The organism is Kaistella carnis, from assembly GCF_003860585.1.
GTDB classification, from domain to species: Bacteria; Bacteroidota; Bacteroidia; order Flavobacteriales; family Weeksellaceae; genus Kaistella; species Kaistella carnis.
On record NZ_CP034159.1, the window covers coordinates 772,204 to 798,076 of the forward strand.

General features: G+C 34.9%; 18 protein-coding genes and 1 tRNA gene. 7 read left to right on the top strand and 12 right to left on the bottom strand.

Going from position 1 to position 25,873, the window contains the following annotated elements:
• Positions 1-211 precede the first annotated feature (211 nt).
• The 5 genes from EIB73_RS03470 to EIB73_RS03490 form a co-directional block, all read right to left on the bottom strand.
• Positions 212-1,453, bottom strand: a complete 1,242-nt coding sequence (locus EIB73_RS03470) for an ABC transporter permease (RefSeq protein ID WP_125022670.1) — start codon at positions 1,451-1,453, stop codon at positions 212-214.
• Positions 1,454-1,475: 22 nt separating this feature from the next.
• Positions 1,476-2,435: an HlyD family secretion protein gene (locus EIB73_RS03475; RefSeq protein WP_125022672.1), complete on the bottom strand. Its 960-nt coding sequence runs from the start codon at positions 2,433-2,435 to the stop codon at positions 1,476-1,478.
• 241 nt (positions 2,436-2,676) lie between these two features.
• On the bottom strand, positions 2,677-4,083 hold the full coding sequence (locus tag EIB73_RS03480; RefSeq protein WP_125022674.1) for a TolC family protein: 1,407 nt from the start codon (positions 4,081-4,083) through the stop codon (positions 2,677-2,679).
• 246 nt (positions 4,084-4,329) lie between these two features.
• Positions 4,330-5,247: a T9SS-dependent choice-of-anchor J family protein gene (locus EIB73_RS03485; RefSeq protein WP_125022676.1), complete on the bottom strand. Its 918-nt coding sequence runs from the start codon at positions 5,245-5,247 to the stop codon at positions 4,330-4,332.
• A 349-nt stretch (positions 5,248-5,596) separates the two neighbouring features.
• Positions 5,597-11,440, bottom strand: a complete 5,844-nt coding sequence (locus EIB73_RS03490) for an alpha-2-macroglobulin family protein (protein ID WP_125022678.1) — start codon at positions 11,438-11,440, stop codon at positions 5,597-5,599.
• A gap of 180 nt (positions 11,441-11,620) precedes the next feature.
• On the opposite strand from EIB73_RS03490, the gene EIB73_RS03495 reads away from it, so the two are divergent.
• The 4 genes from EIB73_RS03495 (at position 11,621) to EIB73_RS03510 (ending at position 15,739) form a co-directional block, all read left to right on the top strand.
• Positions 11,621-12,382 (top strand): UbiA prenyltransferase family protein, encoded by a 762-nt coding sequence (locus tag EIB73_RS03495; protein WP_125022680.1) that lies wholly within the window; start codon positions 11,621-11,623, stop codon positions 12,380-12,382.
• Between the two features lie 27 nt (positions 12,383-12,409).
• On the top strand, positions 12,410-14,212 hold the full coding sequence (locus tag EIB73_RS03500) for a BamA/TamA family outer membrane protein (RefSeq protein ID WP_125022682.1): 1,803 nt from the start codon (positions 12,410-12,412) through the stop codon (positions 14,210-14,212).
• Between the two features lie 157 nt (positions 14,213-14,369).
• Positions 14,370-15,452: a DNA replication/repair protein RecF gene (recF, locus tag EIB73_RS03505; RefSeq protein WP_125022684.1), complete on the top strand. Its 1,083-nt coding sequence runs from the start codon at positions 14,370-14,372 to the stop codon at positions 15,450-15,452.
• A complete protein-coding gene (locus EIB73_RS03510) occupies positions 15,449-15,739 on the top strand; it encodes a hypothetical protein (RefSeq protein WP_125022686.1) in 291 nt (96 codons plus the stop codon). The genes recF and EIB73_RS03510 overlap by 4 nt, the downstream gene beginning before the upstream one ends.
• On the opposite strand, the gene EIB73_RS03515 is transcribed toward EIB73_RS03510, so the two are convergent.
• Genes EIB73_RS03515 through EIB73_RS03525 form a run of 3 tightly spaced genes read right to left on the bottom strand, consistent with a single transcriptional unit; the run spans position 15,717 to position 19,514 of the window.
• Positions 15,717-17,750 (bottom strand): recombinase, encoded by a 2,034-nt coding sequence (locus tag EIB73_RS03515; protein WP_125022688.1) that lies wholly within the window; start codon positions 17,748-17,750, stop codon positions 15,717-15,719. The two genes, EIB73_RS03510 and EIB73_RS03515, sit on opposite strands and share 23 nt — an antisense overlap.
• A gap of 19 nt (positions 17,751-17,769) precedes the next feature.
• Positions 17,770-18,414, bottom strand: a complete 645-nt coding sequence (mtgA, locus tag EIB73_RS03520; protein WP_125022690.1) for a monofunctional biosynthetic peptidoglycan transglycosylase — start codon at positions 18,412-18,414, stop codon at positions 17,770-17,772.
• A gap of 53 nt (positions 18,415-18,467) precedes the next feature.
• Positions 18,468-19,514: an ABC transporter substrate-binding protein gene (locus EIB73_RS03525; protein ID WP_125022692.1), complete on the bottom strand. Its 1,047-nt coding sequence runs from the start codon at positions 19,512-19,514 to the stop codon at positions 18,468-18,470.
• A gap of 46 nt (positions 19,515-19,560) precedes the next feature.
• On the opposite strand from EIB73_RS03525, the gene EIB73_RS03530 reads away from it, so the two are divergent.
• Positions 19,561-19,634: transfer RNA gene (locus tag EIB73_RS03530), tRNA-Arg, on the top strand.
• Positions 19,635-19,663: 29 nt separating this feature from the next.
• On the opposite strand, the gene prmA is transcribed toward EIB73_RS03530, so the two are convergent.
• The 4 genes from prmA to EIB73_RS03550 form a co-directional block, all read right to left on the bottom strand.
• Positions 19,664-20,491 (bottom strand): 50S ribosomal protein L11 methyltransferase, encoded by an 828-nt coding sequence (gene prmA / locus EIB73_RS03535; RefSeq protein ID WP_125022693.1) that lies wholly within the window; start codon positions 20,489-20,491, stop codon positions 19,664-19,666.
• A gap of 190 nt (positions 20,492-20,681) precedes the next feature.
• Positions 20,682-21,809, bottom strand: a complete 1,128-nt coding sequence (locus EIB73_RS03540; protein WP_125022695.1) for a lactonase family protein — start codon at positions 21,807-21,809, stop codon at positions 20,682-20,684.
• 177 nt (positions 21,810-21,986) lie between these two features.
• A complete protein-coding gene (locus tag EIB73_RS03545) occupies positions 21,987-22,988 on the bottom strand; it encodes a glycosyltransferase (RefSeq protein ID WP_125022697.1) in 1,002 nt (333 codons plus the stop codon).
• A 76-nt stretch (positions 22,989-23,064) separates the two neighbouring features.
• Entirely contained in the window at positions 23,065-24,240 is a 1,176-nt protein-coding gene (locus EIB73_RS03550; protein WP_125022698.1) for a THUMP domain-containing class I SAM-dependent RNA methyltransferase, read from the bottom strand.
• Positions 24,241-24,398: 158 nt separating this feature from the next.
• Between EIB73_RS03550 and EIB73_RS03555 the strand changes: the two genes are divergently transcribed.
• Both EIB73_RS03555 and EIB73_RS03560 read left to right on the top strand, forming a co-directional pair.
• Positions 24,399-25,139 (top strand): class I SAM-dependent methyltransferase, encoded by a 741-nt coding sequence (locus EIB73_RS03555; RefSeq protein WP_125022700.1) that lies wholly within the window; start codon positions 24,399-24,401, stop codon positions 25,137-25,139.
• A 22-nt stretch (positions 25,140-25,161) separates the two neighbouring features.
• Positions 25,162-25,854 (top strand): ZIP family metal transporter, encoded by a 693-nt coding sequence (locus EIB73_RS03560; RefSeq protein WP_125022702.1) that lies wholly within the window; start codon positions 25,162-25,164, stop codon positions 25,852-25,854.
• The last annotated feature ends 19 nt before the right edge of the window (positions 25,855-25,873 follow it).

A 25,873-nucleotide genomic window follows, 5' to 3' on the forward strand; every position in this document is an offset into this window, starting at 1 on the left:
GAATCGGAAATGAGTTGAAGAATCTCAAATAGTAAATAATATTGAAAGAAGCGAAATCTGCAGCCCGACTTGAACGGAAATCCTTTTTTGCGACGAGGAACGAGGAGTAAAAAAGATTGGGAGTGGAAGGCGGAAATGTCTGCCAAAAAAGAACGTCCGAACCGAAGTCCAGACGTTCTCAACAAACAAACAGTATGAAAACTGTTATTTTTTAATTCAGAAAATTTTCATCGTCGATGATTAAGTTCGGATTTTCTTTGCTAGGAATTTCCTCCTCGTAATTTTCTGAAATATTGTATTTTTTAAATAGAAAATGGATTTTAATTTTCAAAGCGATCCAGCCGATAATGAAATAAACCCAACCTAAAATCAGCAAGTGAACCAGATATTTTTTAGTTAAAATTGCAGATCCGTTTTGAACAACCATGATCTTCAGCGCTTCTAAATAAGGCGTTAAAGGAATAATTGCCGTAAAATTTTTGATAAATTCCGGCATGGCGTAAGTCGGCCAAGTAAATCCACTAATGATAAATGCAGGTGACGCGATCACCATTAAATACTGAGTTGCTTTCAATGCATCCGGAATTACGATACTTACCAAAACTCCGAGATTCGTTGCCGCGACGACAAAAACTGCAGTAATTAGGAAGAAATTCCAGACATTATCCGGGACGGGAATTTTGAAATATAGACTGCACAGATAGAAGAAAAGAATGTTGAAATTCGCAAAAACCCAGATTGGCAGACATTTTATCGCCATCACGGCAACCGCATATTTTTCCTTACCGGCGAAATCTTTGATGAAGGATTCTCTTTTAAATTCTTCGGAAAATGAAACGGCCATCGCTAGTAAAATTACCTGTTGTAAAACGACCGCCATCATTGCAGGCCACATAAAAATCAAGTAATTGCTGGTCGTGTTGAAGAGCGTAATATAATTCGCTTTGAAAGGTTCGAACTGGGTTTTCGCCAAATCGGCATTCATTCCTTTTTTTTGCAGGGCTTTTATTTCTGCTCCGGCGGAAAAAGTTCCTAGAGTTTGTTGAATGGCTTTCGTGGCGAAATTCGCTGTCAAAACGTTTGAAGTGTTTACATAAACATTCACTTCCGGATATTTTTTCTGCAGCATCATGGCTTCGAATCGTTCCGGAATGATGATCACAGCGGCTGCTTCCGTTTTTATGGTCTCGTCTTTCAGGTTAGCCGGTTCGTTGATGTAACTCAGCACTTTTATCGATTTGCTGTCCTGAAGCATTTCCAAAAGTTGATCGGATAAAGGCGTGTTGTCATGATTCACCACGATCACGGGAATGTTTTCTACTTTCCCGGATTGGTAAGTAAATCCAATCAATAACGCATAGAAAACCGGCGCTAAAAAGAAAACCGAAATCAAGGTTTTGTTCGTTAAGAACAGGCGGAATTCCCTTTTTAATAAATATTTGATCTGTTTCATTTTGTGACTTTTAATTATACAATTACTTTAAAGTCACGTTAGAATTCATCAAAATATCTTTTGCTGCCTTCTGATTTTCCGGCACTACTTTAATTTCGTAAATCGCTTCTTCCGGTTCGTAATCAGGGAAAGCGGTCGTGATATCTGCATATTTTGCCAATTGTTTGATGGCGACAATTTTTCCGGTAAATTCTTTTTTGTTATAGTTTACCAACATTTTGACGGTCATTCCTTTTTGATATTTCGAAATTTTACTTTCGGGAATCGTAAATCTGAAATAAGAAGTTTCCGGAATGTAACCTGTGAAAAGTGGATAACCTGCAGTTGCCAATTCTCCTTTATTCAACGCGATGGTTTCAATTTCCATGTCATTGGTAGCGATGATGTATTTTTCAGAATTCGCAATGTTTGCTTCCTGCAAAGCACCGGCTGCTTGATTGGCTTGTCCTTGCGCCATTTCTATTTTTTCGTAGCGTGTTCCGGACTGTACATCATGAAGTTCAGCATTCACCGCATCTAACTGCGCTTTCGCACCTTGATATTTCGCAAAATATTCATCGTAATTTTGGGGCGAAAGCAAACTGTCAGCATACATGTTTTTCGCGCGGTTGAAAGATTTTTGCGCATATTGAAACTGCTCTTGTAAACCTTTTTGTTTTGCTTTTAACTGACGAAGTTGATCGTTGGTTGCGCCATTTTTCGCCATTTGAACTTGTGCTCTGGCTGCAGAAGTTGCGCCTTGTGCCTGCGCAATTTTCGCGGAAACTTCCGGAACATCTAAAATTGCAAGCGTATCTCCCACTTTCACGGTTTGTCCTTCTTCTACTTTAATGGTGAGAATTCTTCCGGTTAATTTTGGAGCGAAGGAAACAATTTCCTTTTTCGTTTTGCCCACAATTTCTCTTTCAGGTTTTGATTCTTTACAGCCCGAAAGTGCGAGTACACTTGCTAAAGCCAAAGAAGTTAATACAGTATTTTTCATTTTGAATGTTTGTTTGTTTGTTTGTTTGTTATGATGGATTTAGAAAAAATTACTAAATTTATTTCTACCGCAAAAGAGGCAAAAGTTTTATTTTAATAGAAGTAAATCAATAGTTTGCAAAAGTTTAATATTTTTAATGTTTTACTTTTCGCAGGCTTTTGAAAATCTTTATTTCATCATTTGTCTTTTGTCTCTTTTGCGGTTAAAGACTAAAGATTTATGTTTTAGGAAACCTATTTTATTACAGTTTTTCGATCTGCAAATTCTGCGTGGATTTCATCAGTTCGATGGCGCTTCTTCTTTGATTAAAAATAGCGTTCTGATATTCCAGTTCTGCATTTTGTAAATCATTTTCTGCTTCAATTAAAGCAGCAGAAGTTTTGGTTCCATACCGGAATTCTTTTTCCACTTGTTCTAAACCTTGTTTTGCAATTTCGCGGGCTTTCTCTTTCAACTTAATTTGCGCATTTGCAATTGTGTAGTTTGTCTGATTGTTGGCTAAATTCAGATTCAGTTTTTTAGAAGCATCGCGTTTTTTATTTTCTAAAATCTCTTTTTCAATTTTGGCTTTTTCAACCAAATGCTTTCCTTCATTACCATCAAACACATCCCATTTAAAACCAACTCCGGCTTGAACCAAAGGCAACACATTTAAATTTGAGGGATTAAAATCCAGTTTCTTTCCGGAATTTGGCAACAATTCTTTTGACGTTGCAATATTCCCATTAAACAATCCAATATAACTTACGGAAGTTTGTGCCTGAACTTTCGGAACCCACCATCTTTCCTCGGCTTTAATCTTATAATCGGTTGCTTTGATGCCGTGATCCAGGGCTTGAATCTCTACTCTATTCTCAATATTTCGATCAAGAACTTCATAAGAAATAGCTTGCAATTGCGGTTGAATTAAAGCAATTCTTTCTCTTTCGATTCCGGTTAAAATTTCGATTTGGGTAATCAGCAATTCTTTTTTGCCTTCGTATTCTACTAATTTCGAATCCAAAGTTGCTTGCGCCAATTCTATTTTTTTGTGATCGTAAGGAGTGATTAGTCCGTAACCTAATGCTTTATCGGCCGTTTTTTTATTGATATCCAAACGTTTTTTTGCTTCATCTAAAACTTTTTTAGATTCCTGAACCAAGGCCATTTGATCATACGCTTTAGAAATTTCGGTAATGATTTCATCACGGCTTTTCTGCATCAATAAATTTTCAGAAATATTTTTTTCTCTGTTGGCTTCTTTCAGATATTTCACTTTTCCGCCAGAATAAAGCAAAACACTCGCTTCGGCTTTTGCCATGGTTGAAATCCCGGAAATATTAAGATTATTTGAAAGTTGACCTTCTGGAATTACAGCGCCCGGAAAAATTGGTGGAAGTGCAGGAAGACTAATTTCCGGTGAATTAAGACGCGCGGAAGTATAGAGATAACCCGCTTTCCCGGTCACTTCAACTTTCGGAAGAAAAACATCTTTCAGTTTTTGATCATCGAGTTGGGTATATTTATTTTCGAGGGTTTGTTGGGTTAACGTTCCATCGTTGACTAGCGCACTGTCTATCAATTCCTGTAAAGTCGGCGCTTGTTGGGCAGAAAAAACCAGCGGAAAAAAGACCAGCAATTTGGCCAAATTATTTTTAAGCGTTTTCATATTCGTTGTCTGTTTGTTTGTGGGTACAAAGTTGCGGAGAATGGGCACCAAATCCTTTGACATTTGTCAAATAAATTATAAACATCCATACTATTATAGGGATTGATTATAATTAGTCGAGTCACTTTTTTAAAAATCTGATGGGTTTAACTAAAAAAGCGAGTATTTTCGTAAGAAGATATAAACCTTTTAAATCAAAAAAACCGACCAATACAGTCGGTTTTATAATTTAGAATAGAAAACAAATTATTGTTTTAAAATCTGTCTACTGTCCGTACTACCATCTTCATATTTAATTTTCAAAATATAAACACCTTTTGGTTGATTTGTAATATCTACAAGCTGAACCGCTTTTTCCTGTTTAACCAATCTTCCCTCTGCAGAATAAACTTCAACGGAAGTTGCTTTCTTGTTGGATTTCAAATTAAATACTCCTTTAGAAGGATTAGGGAAAACAGTGGTGCTTTGTTTGGCAGTTTCAGTGACCCCTAGAGTTGCAGTGGTTACTTTTATATCATCGACCATCATCATATAAACATCAGCCGACATATAATTAATAGCCAAATAAACAGGCTTGTTATCAAAAGTAGCTGGGATATCAACTGAAACTTCGGTCCACTCCAATGGAGCAGTTCTGCTGGTAGCACCGATAACCTGAAAAGCTGCAGAAGTTGCTGGCGCGGCAGTTCCATCGTAAATGGCTACTTTGTATTTCTCTAATCCATAATCATCTGCAAGAGATTTAACCCAGAATGTAAATTTATTTCCTGTACCCAAAGTCAATTTTGGAAGTACAAGCCAGTCGTCATTCCTATTGACTCCACCTTCCGGTGAACTTGCCCAAAACGCCAAATACTTATTACCACCGTGTGGATCAAAGTTTGAGTTTTCATTATCATGTCCGTTTACAACCCCTGCTGCCGAAGGATTAAAAACCTGACAAACCATAGGAGCATAAGCATTATTCCATGGTAAAACACCTGGTGCGGGAGAAGCTCCGCCGATATATGTTCCTAAACCATCATTATCAAACAACTTATATTGACCGATATTGCTGATAATAAAATCTTGATAACTCTCAAAGTTGTCCTCGAAGAGGGTGGTTTGCCCGTAAGCAGTTGAAACTGTAGCCGCGAAAGCTGAAAGAAGTAGTAATTTTTTCATTTTTTTTAATTTTTACAATAACAACAAATTTAATAAAAAATTTGATATATCCATAAAATTAAAACAAAAAAAACATGAAATAAGCGCTATTTACACCCTATTACCTAAATATCAATGATTAGGCAAAACACAACAATCTACAAATTTTTTCTTGTTACATTTGGCGTAGATACATTACCAATTATAATTTGCCACTTAAAAATATATTGCTTAAAATCTTTAATTATTTCTGATTAGACTCGCATACTCTACATGTGTCAATTTCGATAATAAAAAAATAGTGTTTTTTATTATGTAAAAATCCGCTTCAAAACTGAAACGGATTTTGTTAAAACTTTGTCAAAGTATATTATTCAGAAATCGTAATTTTTGTTCCTTTCGTATGCGCATTCATTTGTGGTGCGTAATAATTTTGCAAAGTGGTAATTCCATTGCTAAACGTTCCGGATGCATTACAAATATAATCGTACTCAAAAATGTATTTTCCTTTCGGCATATTTTCAATATAGAAATTAGTGGAAGCATCTTTGGTCGATTGATAATAACCTAAACCGTTTTTCCATTCATATCCTGAAATGACATTTAAAGGTTCAAATCCTGCCGCACGCATATCTTTCAAGTGAATGAATTCCATATTTCGGTCGGTGTTTAATATCATTCTTACGGTGACTTTATCACCCACTTTCAAAGGAGAATTTTCTGCAATTTTTACCAATTCTTCACCATTCACCGTTTTCACTTTTTTATACAATTCTTTGGTGATGGAAAGGTAAGATTCAGAAGATTTAATTTTGTCTAAATCCTCATAATATTGCCAAAATAAACCACCTTGAACAATTCCGGGACCTGGTTTGGTAACGGTAACAGTTCCTAAATTTTTATCAATTTTTTCTCCTTTTAAAGTTGATTTCACGTAACCTGTCGCTTTCGTATCAGGATTAACCAATTCTTTTCCACCCCAAATAATCGTCGCTTTATCGCTTTCTGCGGTTGTCCAGGATTTTCCTGAATTAAGAATAGTAAAGATCACTTCCGAAGTTCCACGCGAACTTCCCCAAGAATTCACTTCTTTCTGCGTGATGAGCCAGATTTTCATTTCCTCGATCATTTTTTCATCTGTTGGAGTTAACTTATTGAAGGCTTCCAACGCTCCGGCGTGATTCACGGTTTTGGAAGAATACCATCCCCAATCGTTCAGGTTTTGTTTCCAGTAAATTCCCTGAGTTTCAGATTCTGTGGAAGTTTCCTTTAAATAAGTCATTAATTTTTTAGAAACTGCTGGAAGTTTATAATTATTGAAAAGTAAGGCCGCTCTGTGCAAACCGAAGAACGTAAAATCAGTGATTTTCGCGGTTGGTGCTTTTTTGATGACCAAAGTTTTCAGTTGTGCTCCTTTTCCTGTTAATGGAAAGTTTTTTTCCCAGTAATTTCGGGTGTCGAGATAGTCTAAAACATAATTATTCCAAACATATTCTTTCTTCACATCCCAATATTTATAAACTTCGGAATCTACATAATTAATGAGTTTCGCAACCATTTCTTTTTGCGCTGAAGATTGATAATCCGCCGTATTTCCTTTCAGCCATTCATTAATTTTCCCTAAATTTTTCAAGATGGAAAGCGAGTTGTAATAGGAACTCGGATAACCTTGATACCAGGAAAAGCCGCCATCTGGATTTTGCAATTTCTGCAATTCACTCCAATCTTCATTAATGGAATTTCGCATATTATTCGCATCAAATAATCTGGCGAGTTTTTCCATTTGCTCAGTTTCATTTTTACTTTCTAAAACCCATGGAGTTTCTTCCAGCAACAATTGTTTCAACTCCTGATTTTTCTCCAAGTTAGAAACCAATAAACCTTTGCTTTGATATTCTTCAAAAACGGCTTTCAGTTTCGGATTCGCTTTAAAAATTTCGGAAGCCAAAACATCGGCAAACCATTTATTGAAAACGACATCCGCAGAATTATTAGTATCATTTTTCAAACTTGGCAAAGCGAACATGATTTCCCAGATCGGATTGGTTGTTAATTCCAAAGTATTGGAAAAATTAGTTGCGGTTGTAGAAGTGTTTGTGGCTAAATTTTCTAAAGTGAAAGTTTTGGATTGACCTTCTTTCACGAAGATTGGAACGGCATCTGTAACCAACATTCTATTTGGTAAAACGGCGATTGCTTTTTGTTCGCCATCTGAATAGTTTCCGGCTTTTGCGACAACTTTAATAATCATGGAAGAAACATCATTTGGAACTTTCAGTTTCCACTGAACCACTTCATTTCCGTTTTCTTTTAATTCGAAGGATTTTTGAGTTTCATTTAAATTGAACTTAGATGAAATATCTTCATTTGTAAAAGCATCTAAAATTTGCAGTTGCGCAGTTCCACTCAATTTTTTATCAACCAAACTGGAGAGTTTTGACTGAAGGTTCAACTCATCACCTTCACGCAAAAATCTCGGATAATTTGGCGTTACCGAAAACTCTTTTTGAGTAACAACTGATTTTTCTAAAGTTGCAGAACGCGCATCTTTAGTATGTGCCAAAAACATCAGTTTCCATTGTGTCAATGCTTCCGGAGACGTAAATTCAAAAGTTACATTTCCATCTTTATCCGTCATTAAAGTTGGATAAAAGAATGCTGTTTCGTTGAGATTTTGACGAACCGGGATTTTGTCTAAATTTTCATTTCCTAATGGTCCATCTTGATCAGGATATTTCTGTTCATTTGCTGGCGGTGCAATTCCATCCGCATCCATCGCAACTTCCGCTTTGGCACCTGTTCTCATTGCTGAATACGATTCTTTTCTAATACCTCCTTGATTTCTGATCCCGGAAACCGATTCCGCTTGGACGAAAATTATCGGAATTCCATAAACACCACCATCAAACCAATTAAACTCGGGAATATTTACACCTTTCTGTTTTAAATATGGAACTCTTTTGTTAAAATTTTCCTGAGCCAGATTTTCATTAATTCCATAAGAATTTAGGATGAAATTTTTCTGATAAATTTGACGGAAAGAAAAAGAATTGCTGGCGAATTGATCCAAAGATTTATCGTACATATTCGCCAAAACTTCAGCGTTGATCTTCTCTTTATCCTCACCTAAAACTTTAACCGTCCACTTCTCTTTTTGTCCAGGTTGCAGTTTATCACGGAAGGTTACGGTTTCAATTCGCAAAGGTTTTTTGTCGGAAGCGATATTTAAATTAACGGATTCCGTTTTCACATCATTGAAAGCGACTAACTGAAACTGAACATTGATTTGATCAATAATTTCATCTTTTGGAAAAGCGACTTCATATTCTAAAAGTCCATTTTTAAACTTCTTCTGCTCCATCGAAGTTTCGCCATTTCCATTTTGAAGATAAATATTTACCAAAGCATCTGGAACTGCGGAATAAACGAAGATTTTCGCTTTTTCAGTTCGCTTAAATTCGGTTTTTGGTTGAAGTACTTTTAAATAAGGTTTTTGAGAATCCGTTAAAAATCGCTTGTCGAAAACCTCGAAAGTTTTTTCTGTTTTAATGGTATCTTTTCCTTCAATATTGAAGAGTTCGAGTTTATAATTACCAGCCAAAAGTTTTCCTAAATCGAGAGATTCTTCATTTCGTTTCTCTCCGTTCAGAATGACAAATTGTGTTTTCCATTCTTGCTCTTCTTTCGAGAAGTAATCGTGGGGAAATTTTTGAATAAATTCTGCTTTCGAAAACTTCGGTAAATCCTGAATTTGAGTTTCGAAATTTGTTCGGTAAATCCTTTCTGTCGGTTGAAGTTTAGACAATTTAACCTGATACGATTTCTTTAAATTTTGATCGTTGTAATTTTTGGTTTCAACTTTAATTTTTAAAGGTTCATCGGTAAAAGTATCTTTGATATCATCGGTTTTAATATAATGTGAAACAGAGGCAACTTTTACATTTTCTGTAGAAGATTGTGTTTCACCATTAATATCCGTCACAGAAGCATTAATTTCATAATTATCAACCTGAATTCCTTCTAAATTTTCATCCTTTTTCAGATCGAGTTGAATAACAAATTCTCCTTTATCATTGGTTTTAACTTCACCTAAAATGGAGTTTTCATTATCATTTCCACGTGGATACCACCAGAAATATCGCCAGCGAATATTTTGTTTTTTGATTTCATAATTCACGGTCGCATTGCTTAACGCAACACCGGAAAACATCATGGCTTTTCCTTTCAGTTCAATGGTTTGCCCGTATTTATACTCTTCTTTGATGGGTTCAAAAGTCACTTCAAATTTCGGTCGTTTGTATTCTTCCACTTTAAATCCTTTGTAAGCACTCACATTCATTCCACCAACTTGAAGGGAAAATTGACCATTCAATTTTCCATTAGGTAAAGTGAAACTTCCGTGATAAGAACCGAACTCATTGGTGGTGAATTTTTGAGTAGAAATTTTTTCACCATTCGCATCCTTTAAAGTGATTTCCTGCGAAATTCCTGCTGCAACAGATTCTTTATCCAAAAGTAATTTGGTATTAATCACTTTAAAATATACTATTTGCCCGGGACGGTAAATCCCACGATCGATAAAAATTTGAGCGAGATTTTGCTCTTCTACTTTTCTTGGTTCATTATAATATTGATTGCCATAAACCTTCATTAAATTATAATCATTGGTCGAAGGTTGCTGAACCAAATAATATCGGTAATACTGATTATTTTGAGAAACAGGAAATTTGAAAACCGCAGATTGATCTGTTTTTGTCGCAAAAGAATCGGCTTTATTATCGTTTGTAAATTCAAAGATTTTTAGATTTTCATTCGAAACCGATTTTCCATTTTCACGATTCACAAGTTGTAATTGGTCAGCGATTGGTTTACGTCCATCTTTTTTGTTGTAGATGATTCTGGAATTTGTAACGATGAAATAAAAATTTTCCTGAATCGCATTTTCCACTACATATTCTGCGAGATAAATTCCGGATTTTAGTGCTTTGATTTCTAAGGAAGTTTTATGGTTTTTATAATCTTTTAAATCCTGCAAATCAAAACTTTCTTTTCTCACCAAAGTTTTCTTAACTGCCGGAAAACGAGTTTTATCGTACGAGTTTGCCACATATTTCAGAAAATTCTGCTGATCATCTTTAACTTCATAAATATTCAAAGAAAATTTGGAGACGTTTTTTGCGTCGGCAACCAAATGAATTGGCAAATTTGCCTGCGTATGAGTTTCGTAATGAATGGTTAAATTTGGTTGAAGAATATTGTTCTCTAGATTAAGAATATTGTTTATAAATTTAGATTTTGAATATTCTTCCTTGGTGTTTTTAATCAATAAAAGTGCTTCGTTATATTTTTGATTATCAACCAATTGATCAATGATTTCAGTAATAATCAAAACTTTATAATCACCTTGGGTTGAAGACTGAACTAAATTTTGAAGTTGTTGAGTTTTATTTTTACAATTGGTAAATACGCAGTCATCATTTAATTTTTGATGTTGAAAATAGAGTTTCGCATTTCCTGTATTCTTCTGAATTAATTCTGAATATAAATCTGCAATTTTAGATTGATTGACTTTAATTTCATTTGGCGTAAATAATTCATCATTGTTATAGAAATTAATTTGTTTCATTGCATTCCAGTCAAACAAAGTCGGGAAATAGTCTAAGTCTTCAGTTCCTTCAAAAATCGATTTGTATTTAGACATTGGAATCCCCTTCAATTCCGTTTTTTTTGTTTCTAAAGAAGTAAAATGTCTCGTTAAATAGTTTTTAAAATCTAATTTAGACCACGTCTCAATCTCAGCCAGATCTTGATTATTGATGTTGGCTCGCTGATTAATACGCCATTCACTCTGGTTATAATAATCACTAAAAAACTCACCCAATAAAACCTGATACAGCAATTGATCGTCTCCCTTTAATTTGGCATCAAAACCTTTTAGTTTAACAAAAAATTGGGTAGCAGCATCATTTTTCGTATCATCATACGTTTGATTTACGATACTGAATTCCGCTTTCAAAGAACGAATAAGTTGCACAGCATTGTCATCTTTCATAGCTTGATTTTGAATTTCTAAAATGAGTGGAAGATTAGATTTGAACTTTCCAGTTTTATAACTTTCAGCGACTTTTTTCCATTGATCATCATAATATTTCTGGGCAGAAATAACTGAAAAGGTAAATAAGAAGAGAAGGAATGAGAAGATTTTATATTTCATAAACTATAATTTTTTGTAGAAGAAATTTATTTCCTTCCTTTGATGAAAGTATGGGCAGAAAGTTAGTTTTTAATGATAAATTTTTTGAATTTTAAGTCAGTTTAAACAGGCGGAACGGCGCATTAATTACTTATTTTTCATAGATTAGCGTTCTTCTAAAATCCTTGGAGGTTGTCGAATATGAACAGCTTAAATTTACTAAAAAAATACTTTATAAACAGTCAAATTTTTGTTTCTATCATGGGAACGCTGTTTGCGGTCTTTTTTATGTACGAGCAGAACATTATCAGAACGCCAACCATTCTGCTGATCTTCATCACTTATTTCAGCGGATATTTATATACAAAATATCAGAATTCCGGGAAATTATTTTATAAAATACTGGTTTTCAATATTATTTCGGGCTTAATATCGGTAGCCCTTATTATTTATCATCATAATGAAGTCCGCCTTTTAAAATGGGCGGTGATTGTGGTTTTAGGACTTCTGTATGACAGCACTTTCCTTAAATTTTTTGTGCGTAAAATTCCACTTTTTAAGATATTTTATGTCGGTTTAACTTGGGCTTTAATCAATTCGTGGTTAATTTTACCCGAGTTCAATGCTGAGATTTTCTGGATCAGCTGGATATTCATTACGGCTTTGGTTCTGCCTTTCGATATTCGTGATATGAAGTCGGACACGGTAATTACTTTTCCCAAATTAATAGGTATTCAAAACACGAAATATTTTGCCTATGTTTTGGTTTTCACAAGTTTACTAATTGCAATATTTTATTTGAAACCTGAGTTTGCTTTTGCATTTTTGATGACCGCGGTCATTACCTTTATTCTGATTTATTTTTCCGAAGATTCAAATAAAGATTCTTACTTTTCATTTTGGGTAGAAAGTTGCAGCGGACTGCCATTTATACTCCTTGTCTTAAACAATCTAATTACGTAATCTCCCTTTTATTTAACTATATATTCTATGCGAAATAGACTTATTTCATCCTGTCTTATCATATTATCATGTACTTCTTTTGTAAAAGCACAGGAAAAGAAAGACTCCCTGTATTACAAAATTGAAGAATTTTCGGACCAGAGAAAAACCACCAAATTTATTCACCGGTTTATTTTTCGCAGAGAAGCAGACTCTCTCTCAGTAAAATCCAGAACGGAAGATCATAAGCAAGCTTCATACGACGGAAAAATTATCAGAAATATCAAGATTGAGACCGTGGATCCTTTTGGATATCAGAATTCAGGGAACAATAAAGATGCGAAGTGGTACGACCGGCTTGCTGACCGAATTCACATCGATTCAAAGCAATCGACCATTAATAATTATTTACTTTTTAAAAAAGGAGAGAAATACAATGCTCAAAAATTATACGAATCTGAAAGGGTTTTGCGTGATATGAATTTCGTGAACCGAGTTAATATAAGTGTTGACGAAAATACATTGATGACAGATTCTATTGATATCTCCGTAAAGATTTTGGATTCCTGGAGCATAAAACCAAGATTCAGATATTCAGGAAGTCGATTTGGAGCAGGAGCAAAGGAGGAAAACTTTTTGGGTCTGGGGCACGAAGTAAACTTTCTCTACAGCAATGATTTCAAAGAAAAAGAAAACAATCTTTTTGGAAGTTATACGGCCTACAATCTTTTTGGCTCGTTCATCAACGCAGGAATTACGGGAGAAAAGGATTTTGAAGATAATGAAAGAATTACCTTTTCTGCAACGCGCGATTTCTTTTCGCCGCTTACAAAGTGGGCCGGAGGATTCACCTTCGAATATTTTATGAGAAGGGTCATTTTGCCTCTTAATGACGATGATGTTTTTCCTGAAGTTCAAATAAAAGTTTATAATCAAGATTTATGGGGAGGTTATCAGTTTCCTATCTTTGGTGGCGACAGAACTGAAATTTCCCGTAATATCGCAGTTTTAGGACGTTTCCAAAACTATCAATACAAAGATAATCCGACAATCGATGAGCGGGGATTCTTCTCCTCCTACAACAGCTTTTTAGCTTCAGCCACTTTTATAGAAAGAAAATATGCTGTAAAAAGAAATATATTTAAGTATAATCTACCGGAAGATATTCCCTACGGAAAATCATTAGGAATTACGGCAGGTGCGATTAGCCGCAGCAATCGTGCAGTTCCTTACGCAGGCGTTTCCGGGCAGTTGGGCCATTTTATTAAATCCGGATATTTTACCATAAAAGCAGAATATGGAAGGTTTTTTAATGAAGATAAAGAAAGCAGCGACTCCTTCCGTTTTGATGGAACTTATTTCACCAATTTACAGGACTGGAAATTTGCCAAAGTCCGCCATTTCTTCTCTCCTACTTTTGTTTGGGGAAGTCAGCTTTACAATTCTTCGTACAAAGACCGCATCAAGATGTCGCATCAAGATGAATTCTCCCCGTACAGCGAAGATTTCATCGGTACAAAAAAATTGGTCCTTCGGTATCAAACCCAATTTTTCATAGATAAAACCTGGAAGAATTTTCATTTCAGTCCTTACAGTATTATCGCGATGGGTTGGCTTTCTCAACAAAATCAAAAACTGTTTAGTGCCAAAACAAATACAAAATTTGGAGTCGGTGTTTTAATAGATAACCCTTATTTAGTTTTCAACCGAATTCAGGTATCTTTTGTTTATTATCCGGCCGTACCTTTTGATAATAAATCGGTTTTCGAGTTTAATGATTACCGTAATGATATGATCCCGCTGAACACTTTTGGAACTGATAAACCACACTTCGTAAATTTTGAAAACTAGAATTCAACGGTCTTTTTTCAAGAGCGGTCTGAAATGAAATTTTTATCTTTACAGAAATTTAGATGGATGGAAAATTTCGAAAGAGAAAGTTGCAGTTTATATTATTTCATTTTGGGAAAATCATAAAAATCCTGAAATTACAAACCATTTTAGGACTATGATCATTACTAATTTAAAAATACAGAATTTCAAAAACCATCAGGAAAGAGACTTCGATCTCTCTAAACAAATCAATTGCTTTGTAGGAAATAATGGCGTCGGAAAAACCAATATTCTCGATGCACTTCATTATTTATCGATGGCAAAAAGTTTTCTGGGAAATAAAGACCTCAATAATATTAAAACCGACGAAGACTTTTTCACCATTGAAGGAACAATTGATGATGGAGAAAAAGAAAACATCATCAAAATTCAGCAGCCGAAAGACGCCAAAAAAATTATTAAGAAAAACGATAAATCTTACGATAGAATGGCGGATCATATCGGTTTTTTGCCAAGCGTAATTATATCACCATACGATTCTAACTTGATTTCTGACTCCGGAGAAAGCCGCAGAAAATTTTTAGATGCGATGATTTCACAAACAGATTCGGAATATCTTTTTAACTTAATGCAATATCAGAAAACGGTTCAGCAGAGAAATGCTTTATTAAAGGATTTCGCCCGAAACAGATATTTTGATGCGGACAGTTTGGAAATTTATAATGAACCTTTAATTAAATTTGGAACCAGAATCTTTGAAAAAAGAAAAGAATTTACCAATTCTATTGTACCTTTAATTCAAAGTTATTATGAAACTATTTCTAAAGGAAAAGAGAATATTACCGTGCTTTATGAATCCGATTTGAGCGATAATTCCTTCGGAGATTTACTTCAACAAAATTTAGAAAAAGACAGAATCCTGACTTATACGGCAAAAGGAATTCATAAAGATGATTTACTTTTTGAAATGAACGGAATCGCAATGAAAAAAACTGCAAGTCAGGGACAGCAAAAATCTTTTTTAATTGCGTTAAAGTTATCTCAAATGAACAGAATTAAAGAATTAACGGGAAAAACTCCCATTCTTTTATTGGATGATATATTTGATAAACTTGATGATTCCAGAGTTTCACAATTGATCGAATTGGTTAATCAGGAACATTTTGGGCAAATATTTATTACCGACACCAATAAAGAGCGCACCGAAAATGTGGTCAAACGAATTAATGAAGAAAGCAAAATTTTTGAGCTACAATGAAAAAGAAAAGAGAATATCAGTCTTCCGAACTCGTAAAATCTTTTGCTAAAATTTATGGTTTTGAAGATAAATTACTGGCTTTTGAAGTGAAGGATTTCCTACATGAATATCTGAATGATGCACTTTACAATGAAATAGAATCGGTGAATCTGAAAAGGAAAATTTTAGAATTGAGAATTAAATCTCCCCTGCTTAAAAATGATTTTCGAATGAGGAAAACCTTTTATCTGAAGAAATTTCAGGAGAAATTTGGGGAAGAAAATTTTATTGATCTTCTGGTTTTGTAACTACCGTATTGTCTACCATTTCCTTTGCACTGTTATCCAAATTTGAACGAATCGGTAAGAAAAAACGCAGTGGATTTTTAAGGAAATATCTAACAATTTCTCTATAAATCTCTTTTACTTCTCCGAAATTCACTTTTCTGGAACGGAACGCCAATATCATCGACAAGCCAAAACTCACCGCGAAATTGAAGAAACCGATAAGGAAAACGGTCACAAAAGAAATCCAAAAGGTCTTCGCCGTTACAGAAAAATCAGTGCCGTATAATCCCAAAGCAAAGTTTCCGGAAGCAAAAGTAATGTGTCTGATATCTAGATCTAAACCAAAGAAAAGTCCTACAGGACCTGTAATTCCCAGGAAGATTCCAAACCAGAAATTCGAAATAATGCCCGCCCAGTTTTTCGCATAGTAATCGGACAAACCTTTCGAGGCCGATTTTCCAAAAAAATAATTTAAAAAAGGATTCTTCTCAATCCTTTTTGGAATATGATAAAATACAGAACTATTGCCTACGTTTCCTGAAATAATTCCGGAGATAAAAAGAAAGAAACCAGCAATACACGCATGAAAAATTGCTTTTGACTCAAATGGATCTAAGTCTGTTAACAGTTTTGTCGACTTTTCGGCGGCAAAATTTTGCGCAAACAGGACATCTATTCCATAAATAATGGCGAGCGCAATAGGAAATGCCAACAGAACATTGCCCATAAATGCAATAAACTGCGTTCGGAATAATTTAGAAACCAAATGTGCAAAATCGGTATAATTTTTCTGAGTATTTTCTCCTTCAGAAAGTACTTTCGCCATCGTTGCGGCCGTCATTGCAGGCTGTTTTGTAGCCAAGGTATAATTCATTAGAAAAATCATAATGAACCCCATAGCATAATTAAAAGCGTAGAGAAACGCATGCGAAAAATCACTACCCGGAATGTAACCGTACAATAATTTAAGTACACAAAGCGCTCCTACAATAATCCCACCACCACTTGCACGCCAAAACATCATCAAATAATCTTTCGTCGTAGATGCGATATAATGAGATCCTGTTTCTGCAGTGTGATTCGTAATCAGATGCGATTTTAAAGTAGTGCTGTCAGAAAATAATTCCCGTAAATTGTTTTTATGGGATTTATATTCCAAAATTTTAAAAAAGAGTCTTTTCGAATTCGTTAAAACATCCTCTTCTTTATCGAAAATCATCACCGAAAGAATATCGGTCATTCTTTCAAGTTGTTGTCTTATTTTTAATAAAGACTGATTAATTTTCCCGGAAATCCCGTATTTCGAAGAGTTCTTAAAAGCCAGAGCTACAAACTCCAGACATTGTTTTAAATAGACTTTGATCTGCTTATAATTGACATCTTTACTGGTCAGGAGAAACTCAGGATTCTCTTTATAACTTTGGTTCAGCAAATCGATTTCGTTTTGCATAGCCAAAAAAGGATTGTCGAATTTTCTGTATTCAGGTGCCATATTCACCACCTGCACATCCATCGCATTTCCGATAATTCGCCAGGCAAGAATATTTAAAGAAAACAAAAGTTCATTTTTAACGCTGGGCTTTAGAATCATCCGATCAATTTTCAGCAATCTGAAGACTTCATCTAAATCCTCTTTTTTCAAATTTCTGAAAAACTCCAGGTCAGCTTTCGGGCGAACAGATACTGTATCGACCAAATACCAGATCGTTTCTTCATTTTCTACGCTGGGCAAAAACGTGTCCAGTAACCGTTTTTTTAACTCCGGATAAAATGCATTTTCCGATAAAATATTGGCTTCGGTAAGTGATAGATTAAAGGGTTTGCCTTCAAATAGATTCCGGATATAATAGCCAAAATTTTCTGTAACTTCTTCATTTTCCCGCAGGAAATTTAAAACCTCCGTAAAATGAACTTTACGAATTCTATGTAAAATTTCGATTAAGGGATCGAGAGATTTGGTTTCATTTCTAAAACTAAAATACTTGATCAGTATTGTACTGAAACTATCTTTATCGCGAAAAGTGAATACCATAATATCGGGTAAAGATAAATTATTTAAGCGTGATATTATTCATCTGTCGCATAATCCAAGTGTGCTTTTTGTTCAGGTAAGCCGACGGATTTTTTGGATCATATTTTCGTGGATTTGGAAGTATGGTTGCAATCCAGGCGGCTTCACTTTTTGTTAAATCTTTAGAACTTTTGTTAAAGTAATATTTTGAAGCGGACTCCACACCGAAAACGCCACGGCCCATTTCAATTGAATTAAGATATCGTTCCAGAATAACATCCTTTCCCCAAACCAACTCGATAATGAAGGTGTAAACAGCTTCAAAACCTTTTCTAATCCAGCTTCTTCCCTGCCATAAAAATATATTTTTTGCAGTCTGCTGAGAAATCGTACTGCCGCCACGAAGTTTTTTACCTTTTTGGTTGTATTTCATTGCTTTTTCGATGGCTTTATAATCAAATCCATTGTGCACAAAAAAACTTTGATCTTCCGCCGCGATCACGGCTTTTTTTACATTACTTCCCATTTCATCATACGATATGTAATCTCTTTTGAGCTTCCCGTATTCCATTAACCCTCCAATCTGCGTAATCGTTATGGGCGGATTAAAAAATTTTCCCCAAACAATAAAAAGGATGTTTGCGAGAATGATAATATAAATAATTCTTTTAATTTTCTTCCACATAAATAATGAGTCAAAGGTAAACAGTTTCAAAGGTGCAAAAATAGAAATAAAATTTACTTCAACTCCCTTAAATAGGTCAATTTGTAGTCAGGCAACAATTCAGAATGAAAAATCTTGATGTAATCCTGAAGAACAAGGTCTGCTCTGACCACTCCACTTTCAAAATAATCATTTGATTTACCTACTTCTCTGCCATTGATGGTGTACAATTTACCCTGATTGTACACAGGAAGTTTGGTGTAATTAGGATTGATCTGCAGCAATTCTCTTTTATGTTGATGGTTGCCGATGTTTACCCAGTATTCAGCTTTTTGACCTTTCACAAAAACTTCCTCAAAACTTAAGGGAATTGCCTTGCTTTCAGCATTATCAGCATTAATGTAGATTGCATTAGCATCATGAATAAACTGTGCTAAATTTGATTTCCCACCCGGCAGAAACCACTGATTACCATACATTTCGTTGGCTAGAACGATCGGTCTGTTTGCTGCAGATTTTGCTAAGGCTGTAAGAGAATCATATCTTTTCGCAATCAGATCAAATCGGCTTGCGGCTGCTTGTTCCTGATTGAAAAGTTGACCGAACAATAAAAGGTATTTTGATTTTTCTAAAGGATCTTGCTCCAGATATTCATCCAGGAAAATAATTTCGATGCCATTTTTCTTTATTAAATCATAGGTGTTTTCAAAACTCGCAATATAATTGGTAAAAATAGCATCGGGTTTTAGCGCTATAATTTTTTCCAGATCATATTTCTGTTCATTTCCTACATTTTGAATTTTCCCGTTCTGTACGAGCTGTTGAATTTTTTTAGAATAAACATATTCGGGACTTGATATTCCAATAATATTATGTTCCAAATTGAGTTCTGCAAAATAGCCCACCAAACTTGCGTTAAGCAAAATCACTTTTTTAAAAGGAAGTTTTTCTTTTGGAATATCAAATTTAAAATTACCTGATTTGATGTGAAAATTACCTTCATCTTCTTTAAACTGGACATTTTCTGAAATAATTTGCCAATCATTTAACTTCGTTGGAGCTTCCTTTTTACAAGCAATAAGAAAAAAAAGCATAAAAAATGTAAAAAAAGTCGATTTCATTTTTTTGAAAGGGATAAAAAGTGTTATATTTGCAGACCTAAAAAAAGGCCTCGTGGCGCAACTGAATAGCGCACCTGATTACGGCTCAGGAGGTTACAGGTTTGAATCCTGTCGAGGTCACAAAAACCTAGCAATTCGCTAGGTTTTTTTTATTTTTCCAAGAGTAAAGAAACCCATTCTTCTCTTTGCAGTTTCTTTTTCAAAGTTAGTTTTTGTGCGGTACAAACTTCCAGAATATCATCTACATCGAAGAAACATAAACCGGACAATAATAATTGACCGCCATTATTTAAAACAGAAACATACGTTGGAATATCCGAAATTAAAATATTTCGATTGATGTTGGCTAAGATAATATCGAAATTTTCACTGCCTAAATTATCCGCAGTTCCTTGAGAGATTTCCAATTGTACATTATTTCTCGCTGCATTTTCAATCGAGTTTTCTACGGACCATTCATCGATATCAATAGCTACGGTTTTTCCGGCACCTTGCTGTTTGGCAAAAATGGCTAAAACAGAAGTTCCGCAACCCATATCTAAAACAGTTTTGTTTTCGAAGTTCATGTCAAGCATTTGCTGAATCATCAAATAGGTTGTGGCGTGATGGCCGGTTCCGAAAGACATCTTGGGCTGAATGATAATTTCGTGCGGTAAGTTTTGATTGGGATGAAATTCTGCACGAATGGAAACCTGATCTTCAACATTGATGGGAGAAAAGTTTTTTTCCCACTCTTCATTCCAGTTGATATTTGGCATTTCTTTGTAAGTATAGGAAATCTTGATATCAGGATTTTGAAGTAGATGAACTTCTTTCAGGTCTTCTTCCTTGAACAATTCTGTTTGAATGTAGGCCAAAATCCCGTCGTGTTCTTCTGTAAAACTATCGAAACCGATTTCGATGAGTTCTGCCATCAGGATTTCGTTCCAGGGTTGTAAAGGTTCTATTTTAAAATTGAATTCTAGGTAATTTTGCATGCTTATCTTTTTGCAAAAATAAGGATTTTGGGTGGAACTAACTTTAACCACAAGGTCCAAAAGTTTTCGATGAATTTTTATACTTATAATTTTTTAACACATTAATAACATAAGTTTTAGGGAAATTAGATTAAGAAAAAAGTGCAAATTAGTTTACAACAAATTTTACAGAAATTTCGAGGAGAAATATTTACTGATCATATTTTTTAATTTGCACAGAAGAGACCCCAAATATTTTTATTTTTTTGCCTACTTTTTTTAATAAACCAGTTTCAAAATTTCTCTTAAAGACAACGACATCGCCACTTACAGAATTTGTTGCGATAAGAAATTTTCCGGATTCGTCAATTGCAAATATTCGTGGATGTTTCCCTAAAGTTGATTGATAACCAACATTTTTTAAAGTTCCATTTTCATGAATTTCAAAAATTGCGATGTTATTTTTGGAGCCACGATTTGATGCGTATAAAAATTTTCCATCAGGAGAAATATGAATATCTGAACTTTCGAAATTGTCTTTTTGTTTATCGGAATGCGTATTTATTCGTTGAATGCCTTCCAATTTTCCATTTTCATATTTGTACGCATCTACGGTTCCTGTCAATTCATCAATGCAATAGGCAAATTTTGCGTTGGGATGAAACGTAAAATGTCTTGGTCCGCTTCCTAAAATTGTTTTCGTATATGGTATCGCTGCAATTTGGAGAGGTCTGCTTTGTTCATTCTCAAATTTATAGGTTCGAATCTTATCTGCGCCAAGATCCGGGAAAAATAAATAGTCAAAGTTGGGTGAAAAAACCGCCGAATGAATATGTGAGCGATCTTGCCTATCTTTATTGAGGCTTCCTTCTTCAAATTGAAAGTTTTGTACCAAAGGATCAATCATTCCATTTTCGGAAATTGGGTAAACAGAAATACTGCCTTCCGTATAATTCGCGTTGATGAGCCATTTTCCATTTTTATGAACGGTAAGATAAACAGGATTTTCCCCACCACTTTTCTGACTGTTGATGACGTTGAGAGTTTTATTGTGTGGATTAAATTCAAAACTGCTTACACTTCCTGCATTTTTAGTTTTGCTTTCTGTGCAGGCAAAAACATATTTTCCGTTTGGAGATATGGTTAGAAAAGATGGATTGAGAATGTTTTTTACGGTTGTCACTTTGGTGAGTTTTCCGTTGTCGGTATTTAATTGATAAACATATATTCCGTCCGTGGTTTTGTCTCTGTTAAATGACCCCAAAAAGACAAACGTATTTTGAGAATACAAATTACTAAAGGAGAAAATAATAATTAGGATAGAGATTATTTTTTTCAATTTTTTGATTTAAAATTTTCGGTGAAAATAAATAATTGTGGATTTAAAATATAACTGCGCCCCGGATTGAACGGCATGTTTGAGCTCTTTTTTTGCGATGGAAAAAGCAAAGGCAAAAAAAGCGAGTAGTGAAAGCCGGAGATGTGCGCCCAAAACTTTAACGATCTTAGTTTGAAATTATTCTTTATGAAAATGAGAAGGAAACGCATCTTCGGGTTTTTGACGGAAAACATTGAGTAAAATCCAGGATTTAAGAAAACCATAACCGTAGGAAAACATCTGAATATACGTGGAAATAATAGCCATTGCGGCTATGCTGATATTTTTGGTTTGGTACAACGCATGAAAAAACACGACGAAGGTATAAAAACCGTAAAGGCCTAAAATTAAACCTTTCTGAAAGAAAAAGTACTCGATGAAGCCGAGAAAATAGCCTAATAGAAATAGAGAAGGAAATGCGAAGGAAATCTTCACATATTTCGGATGGCGTTGATTCAGAATGGGACGCGCACAACCAAACTGATAAACTTGTTTTGAGAATTTTCCGAAGTCAACTCTACGCTTATGATAAACGCCAATATCATAGAAAAAGGCTGTCGTAAAGCCATTCTCCCAAAGCCGCATGGAAAGATCGGGATCTTCGCCGATGCGCATTTCTGAAAAACCACCGACTTTCTCGAAGGCTGTTTTTCGAACCCCCATGTTGAAACTACGGGGTTGAAATTTAGTTACTGCTTTCTTATTCCCCCGAATTCCACCCGTAGTGAAAACGGAAGTCATGGAATAGGAAATTGCTTTCTGCATGAGATTAAAGCCTTTGTGGGCTTTGTCTGCGCCACCGAATGCGTCGCATGGAATTTCTGAAAGGTTCTTCTTTATATTTTGAATATAATCGGTTTCAACGATGACATCGGAATCGACGAAAACGAGCCAGTCGTTTTTGGCTCTTTTGGCGCCATAATTTCGAGATAATCCGGGACCGGAATTTTCTTTACGAAAGAATTCTATAGGTAAAGTTTCGTGAAATAACTCGGCAGTCGGACGTAAATCAATTAAAGAACCATCGTCGACAATGATCACCTCAAAATCTTTATCGGTTTGATGCGACAAGGAATTTAGCAGCTCGAAAAGTTCGTCTCTTCGGTTGTAAATGGCGATGATTATTGAGATTGACTGCATAGTTTATCGAATAACAAAAGGCATAAAAGCTTTATTTCAGAATTTTTAAAAGTTCAAAGAGGAAAGTAAGATTGAATTAACTGTCTCCTTCTTTACTTTCTAACTTATGAATTTTCTTCGTTCCTTCATACATTTCGTACTGCATAAATCGACATTCCAGTTTCCCGTTGAAAAGTTTGATTTTACGTGAAGGTCTTAATCCGACTCTTTTCAAAGAATCTAAATCTGAGGAAATCAACCAGGCCAAAGTATTTGGATAGTTCTTCTTAAAGGTGTCTCCGATTTTAGCGTAAAACTCATCATCGTTAATAACAATTCTTTCATCGTAAGGTGGATTGAAAACCATCATGAGTGGGAATAATTCCTTTTTAGATTCAAAGAAATCCTGTTCTCTCACTTCGATGATATCGTCCATTTCTGCAGCTTCTATATTCACGCGAGCTGCATGCAACATATCGGGATCGATATCGTATCCTACAATTTTGCCGGTGAATTCTTTCACGCGATTAAGGCGAACTTCTTTAATAGTCTGAAATAATTCTACGTCGTAATTTAACCAGTTTTGAAAACCGAATCTTTTGCGGAAGGTCTGCGCCGGTAAATCCAAAGCGATCATGGCCGCTTCGATTAGTAAGGTTCCGGAACCACACATTGGATCCAGGAAATTTCCTTTTCCGTCCCAACCTGCTAACTGCAACATTCCGGACGCAAGCACTTCATTCAATGGCGCTTCGCCCTGTTCTTTTCTGTAACCTCTTTTGAATAAAGCATCACCGGAAGAATCCAGAGAAATTGTAACCAATTCTCTATCGATGTGAAGGTGCAGTTTAATATCCGGTTGTTGCGTATCAACACTCGGTCTTTTATTATATTTGAATTTAAAGAAATCCACGATCGCATCTTTCATCTTTAAAGACATGAACTGAGAATGCGAAAATCTTTCAGAATAAATGGTCGTGTCAATGGCAAAACTTTGATCAACGGTCATATATTCATCCCACGGAAAATCAAAAAGTTTGTCGTAGAAACGGTTTTCATCCCAAGCTTTGAATGTTAAAACCGGAACCAAAATCTTCAGTGCCGTTCTGGCTGAGTAATTAATTTTATAAAGAAAGCCTAAATCACCTTCAACATTTACCGCACGGTTTTTAACTTCTACATTTGCGCCGCCCAGCTTTCTAATTTCTTCTGCTAAAATTTCTTCGAGGCCGAAAAAAGTTTTTATCTGTATTTTTAAGTTTTCTATATCCATATTGTAGTGACCAGCAGTGTGGTAAATTTTAAATTGGTAAATTGAGTTTAGCAAATATTGTTTAAAATGACAAAGCTGAAATTAGAAAGTTGCTTCTAATAAAAGAAAACTTTTAAAACTTGTCGTTTTACAATTGCAAATTTAGTTATTTTTGCAGAATGGCATGGTTTGAAACTTGGTTTGATACTCCTTATTATCATATTCTTTATAAAGACAGAGATTTTGCAGAAGCAGAAAATTTTATCACCTTATTAATCAATCACTTAAAAATTCAGAAAGGATCAAAAATTATTGACCTCGCTTGCGGGAAAGGAAGACATTCTGTGTTTTTGAACCAAATGGGTTACGAGGTCTTTGGTTTAGATTTGTCCCAGCAGAGCATTGATCATAACAAAAAGTTTGAAAATCCGGACTTGAAATTTGAAGTTCATGATATGCGTGAAGAGATTTATGGTCAATTGTCTTCGCAAAAAGTAGACGGTGTTTTCAATCTTTTTACCAGTTTTGGATATTTTGAAGATGAAAAAGACGATCAAAAAGTTTTTCAGTCAATTTCAAATATTTTAAAGGACGATGGCTATTTTGTTTTGGATTTTCTGAATGCAAAATGGGTGGAAAACACTTTAATTAAAGAGGGGAAAATATCGAAAGGTGGAATCGAATTCCTTATTAAAAAGAAGATTGAAGATCAACATATCATTAAAGACATTACTTTTAAAGATCAGGGAAAAGATTATCATTTCTTTGAAAAAGTAAAACTTCACACTTTGGAGGAAATCAATGATTATGCAAAGGAATTTGGATTTGAACGACAATTAATTTTCGGGGATTATCATTTGGGGGACTTCGATTTGGAAAGATCACCACGATGCATCAACCTGTTTAAAAAAGTAGAATAAATATAAAAAAACTGACGGGCTTATGATTGTTATTCTTTTAATTCTAAGTGTTTTATTGGGCGTTTTTTTGGGAAAATTTTTCGGTGATCGGGAAAAATTCGCAAAGAATCTATTAGTTGTAAGTGCGGGTTTCTTGATTACAATTTGCTTGAATGAGGTTTTCCCGGAAGTTTATTCGGGCGATAATCATCATATTGGATTATGGGTAATTGGCGGAGTTTTACTTCAAATGTTACTGGAAAATTTAACCAAAGGATTTGAGCATGGTCACTTTCATCATCATACTGAAGGAAAAAATATTCTTCCCTTAGCGCTGATGATCGGTCTGTTTATTCATGCTTTTTTGGAAGGAATTCCCCTAGCCAACGAAAAAGAAGTCTTAAGCCCTTATCTGACCGGTATTCTCGTACATAATATTCCTATTTCATTTATTTTAGGAGCTTTTTTAGTTAAAAACAAAAAGTTTTCAGCTTCGGCTTTTTTAATTATTGCAATTTTTGCTCTGGCTTCCCCTTTTGGATTGTTTTTAGGACAATATTTTAATCCGAATTTAGAAGTGTATTTCCTGGCTTTGGTTGGGGGAATTTTCCTTCATATCTCCTCCGTCATCATTTTCGAAAGTAATAAGAACCATAATGTTGACTGGAAAAAAATTGGTCTGGTTGCTTTGGGAATTCTTTTGGCAATGACGGGACATTTATTTCACAGCCATTAACATTAAAAGGACTTGTATA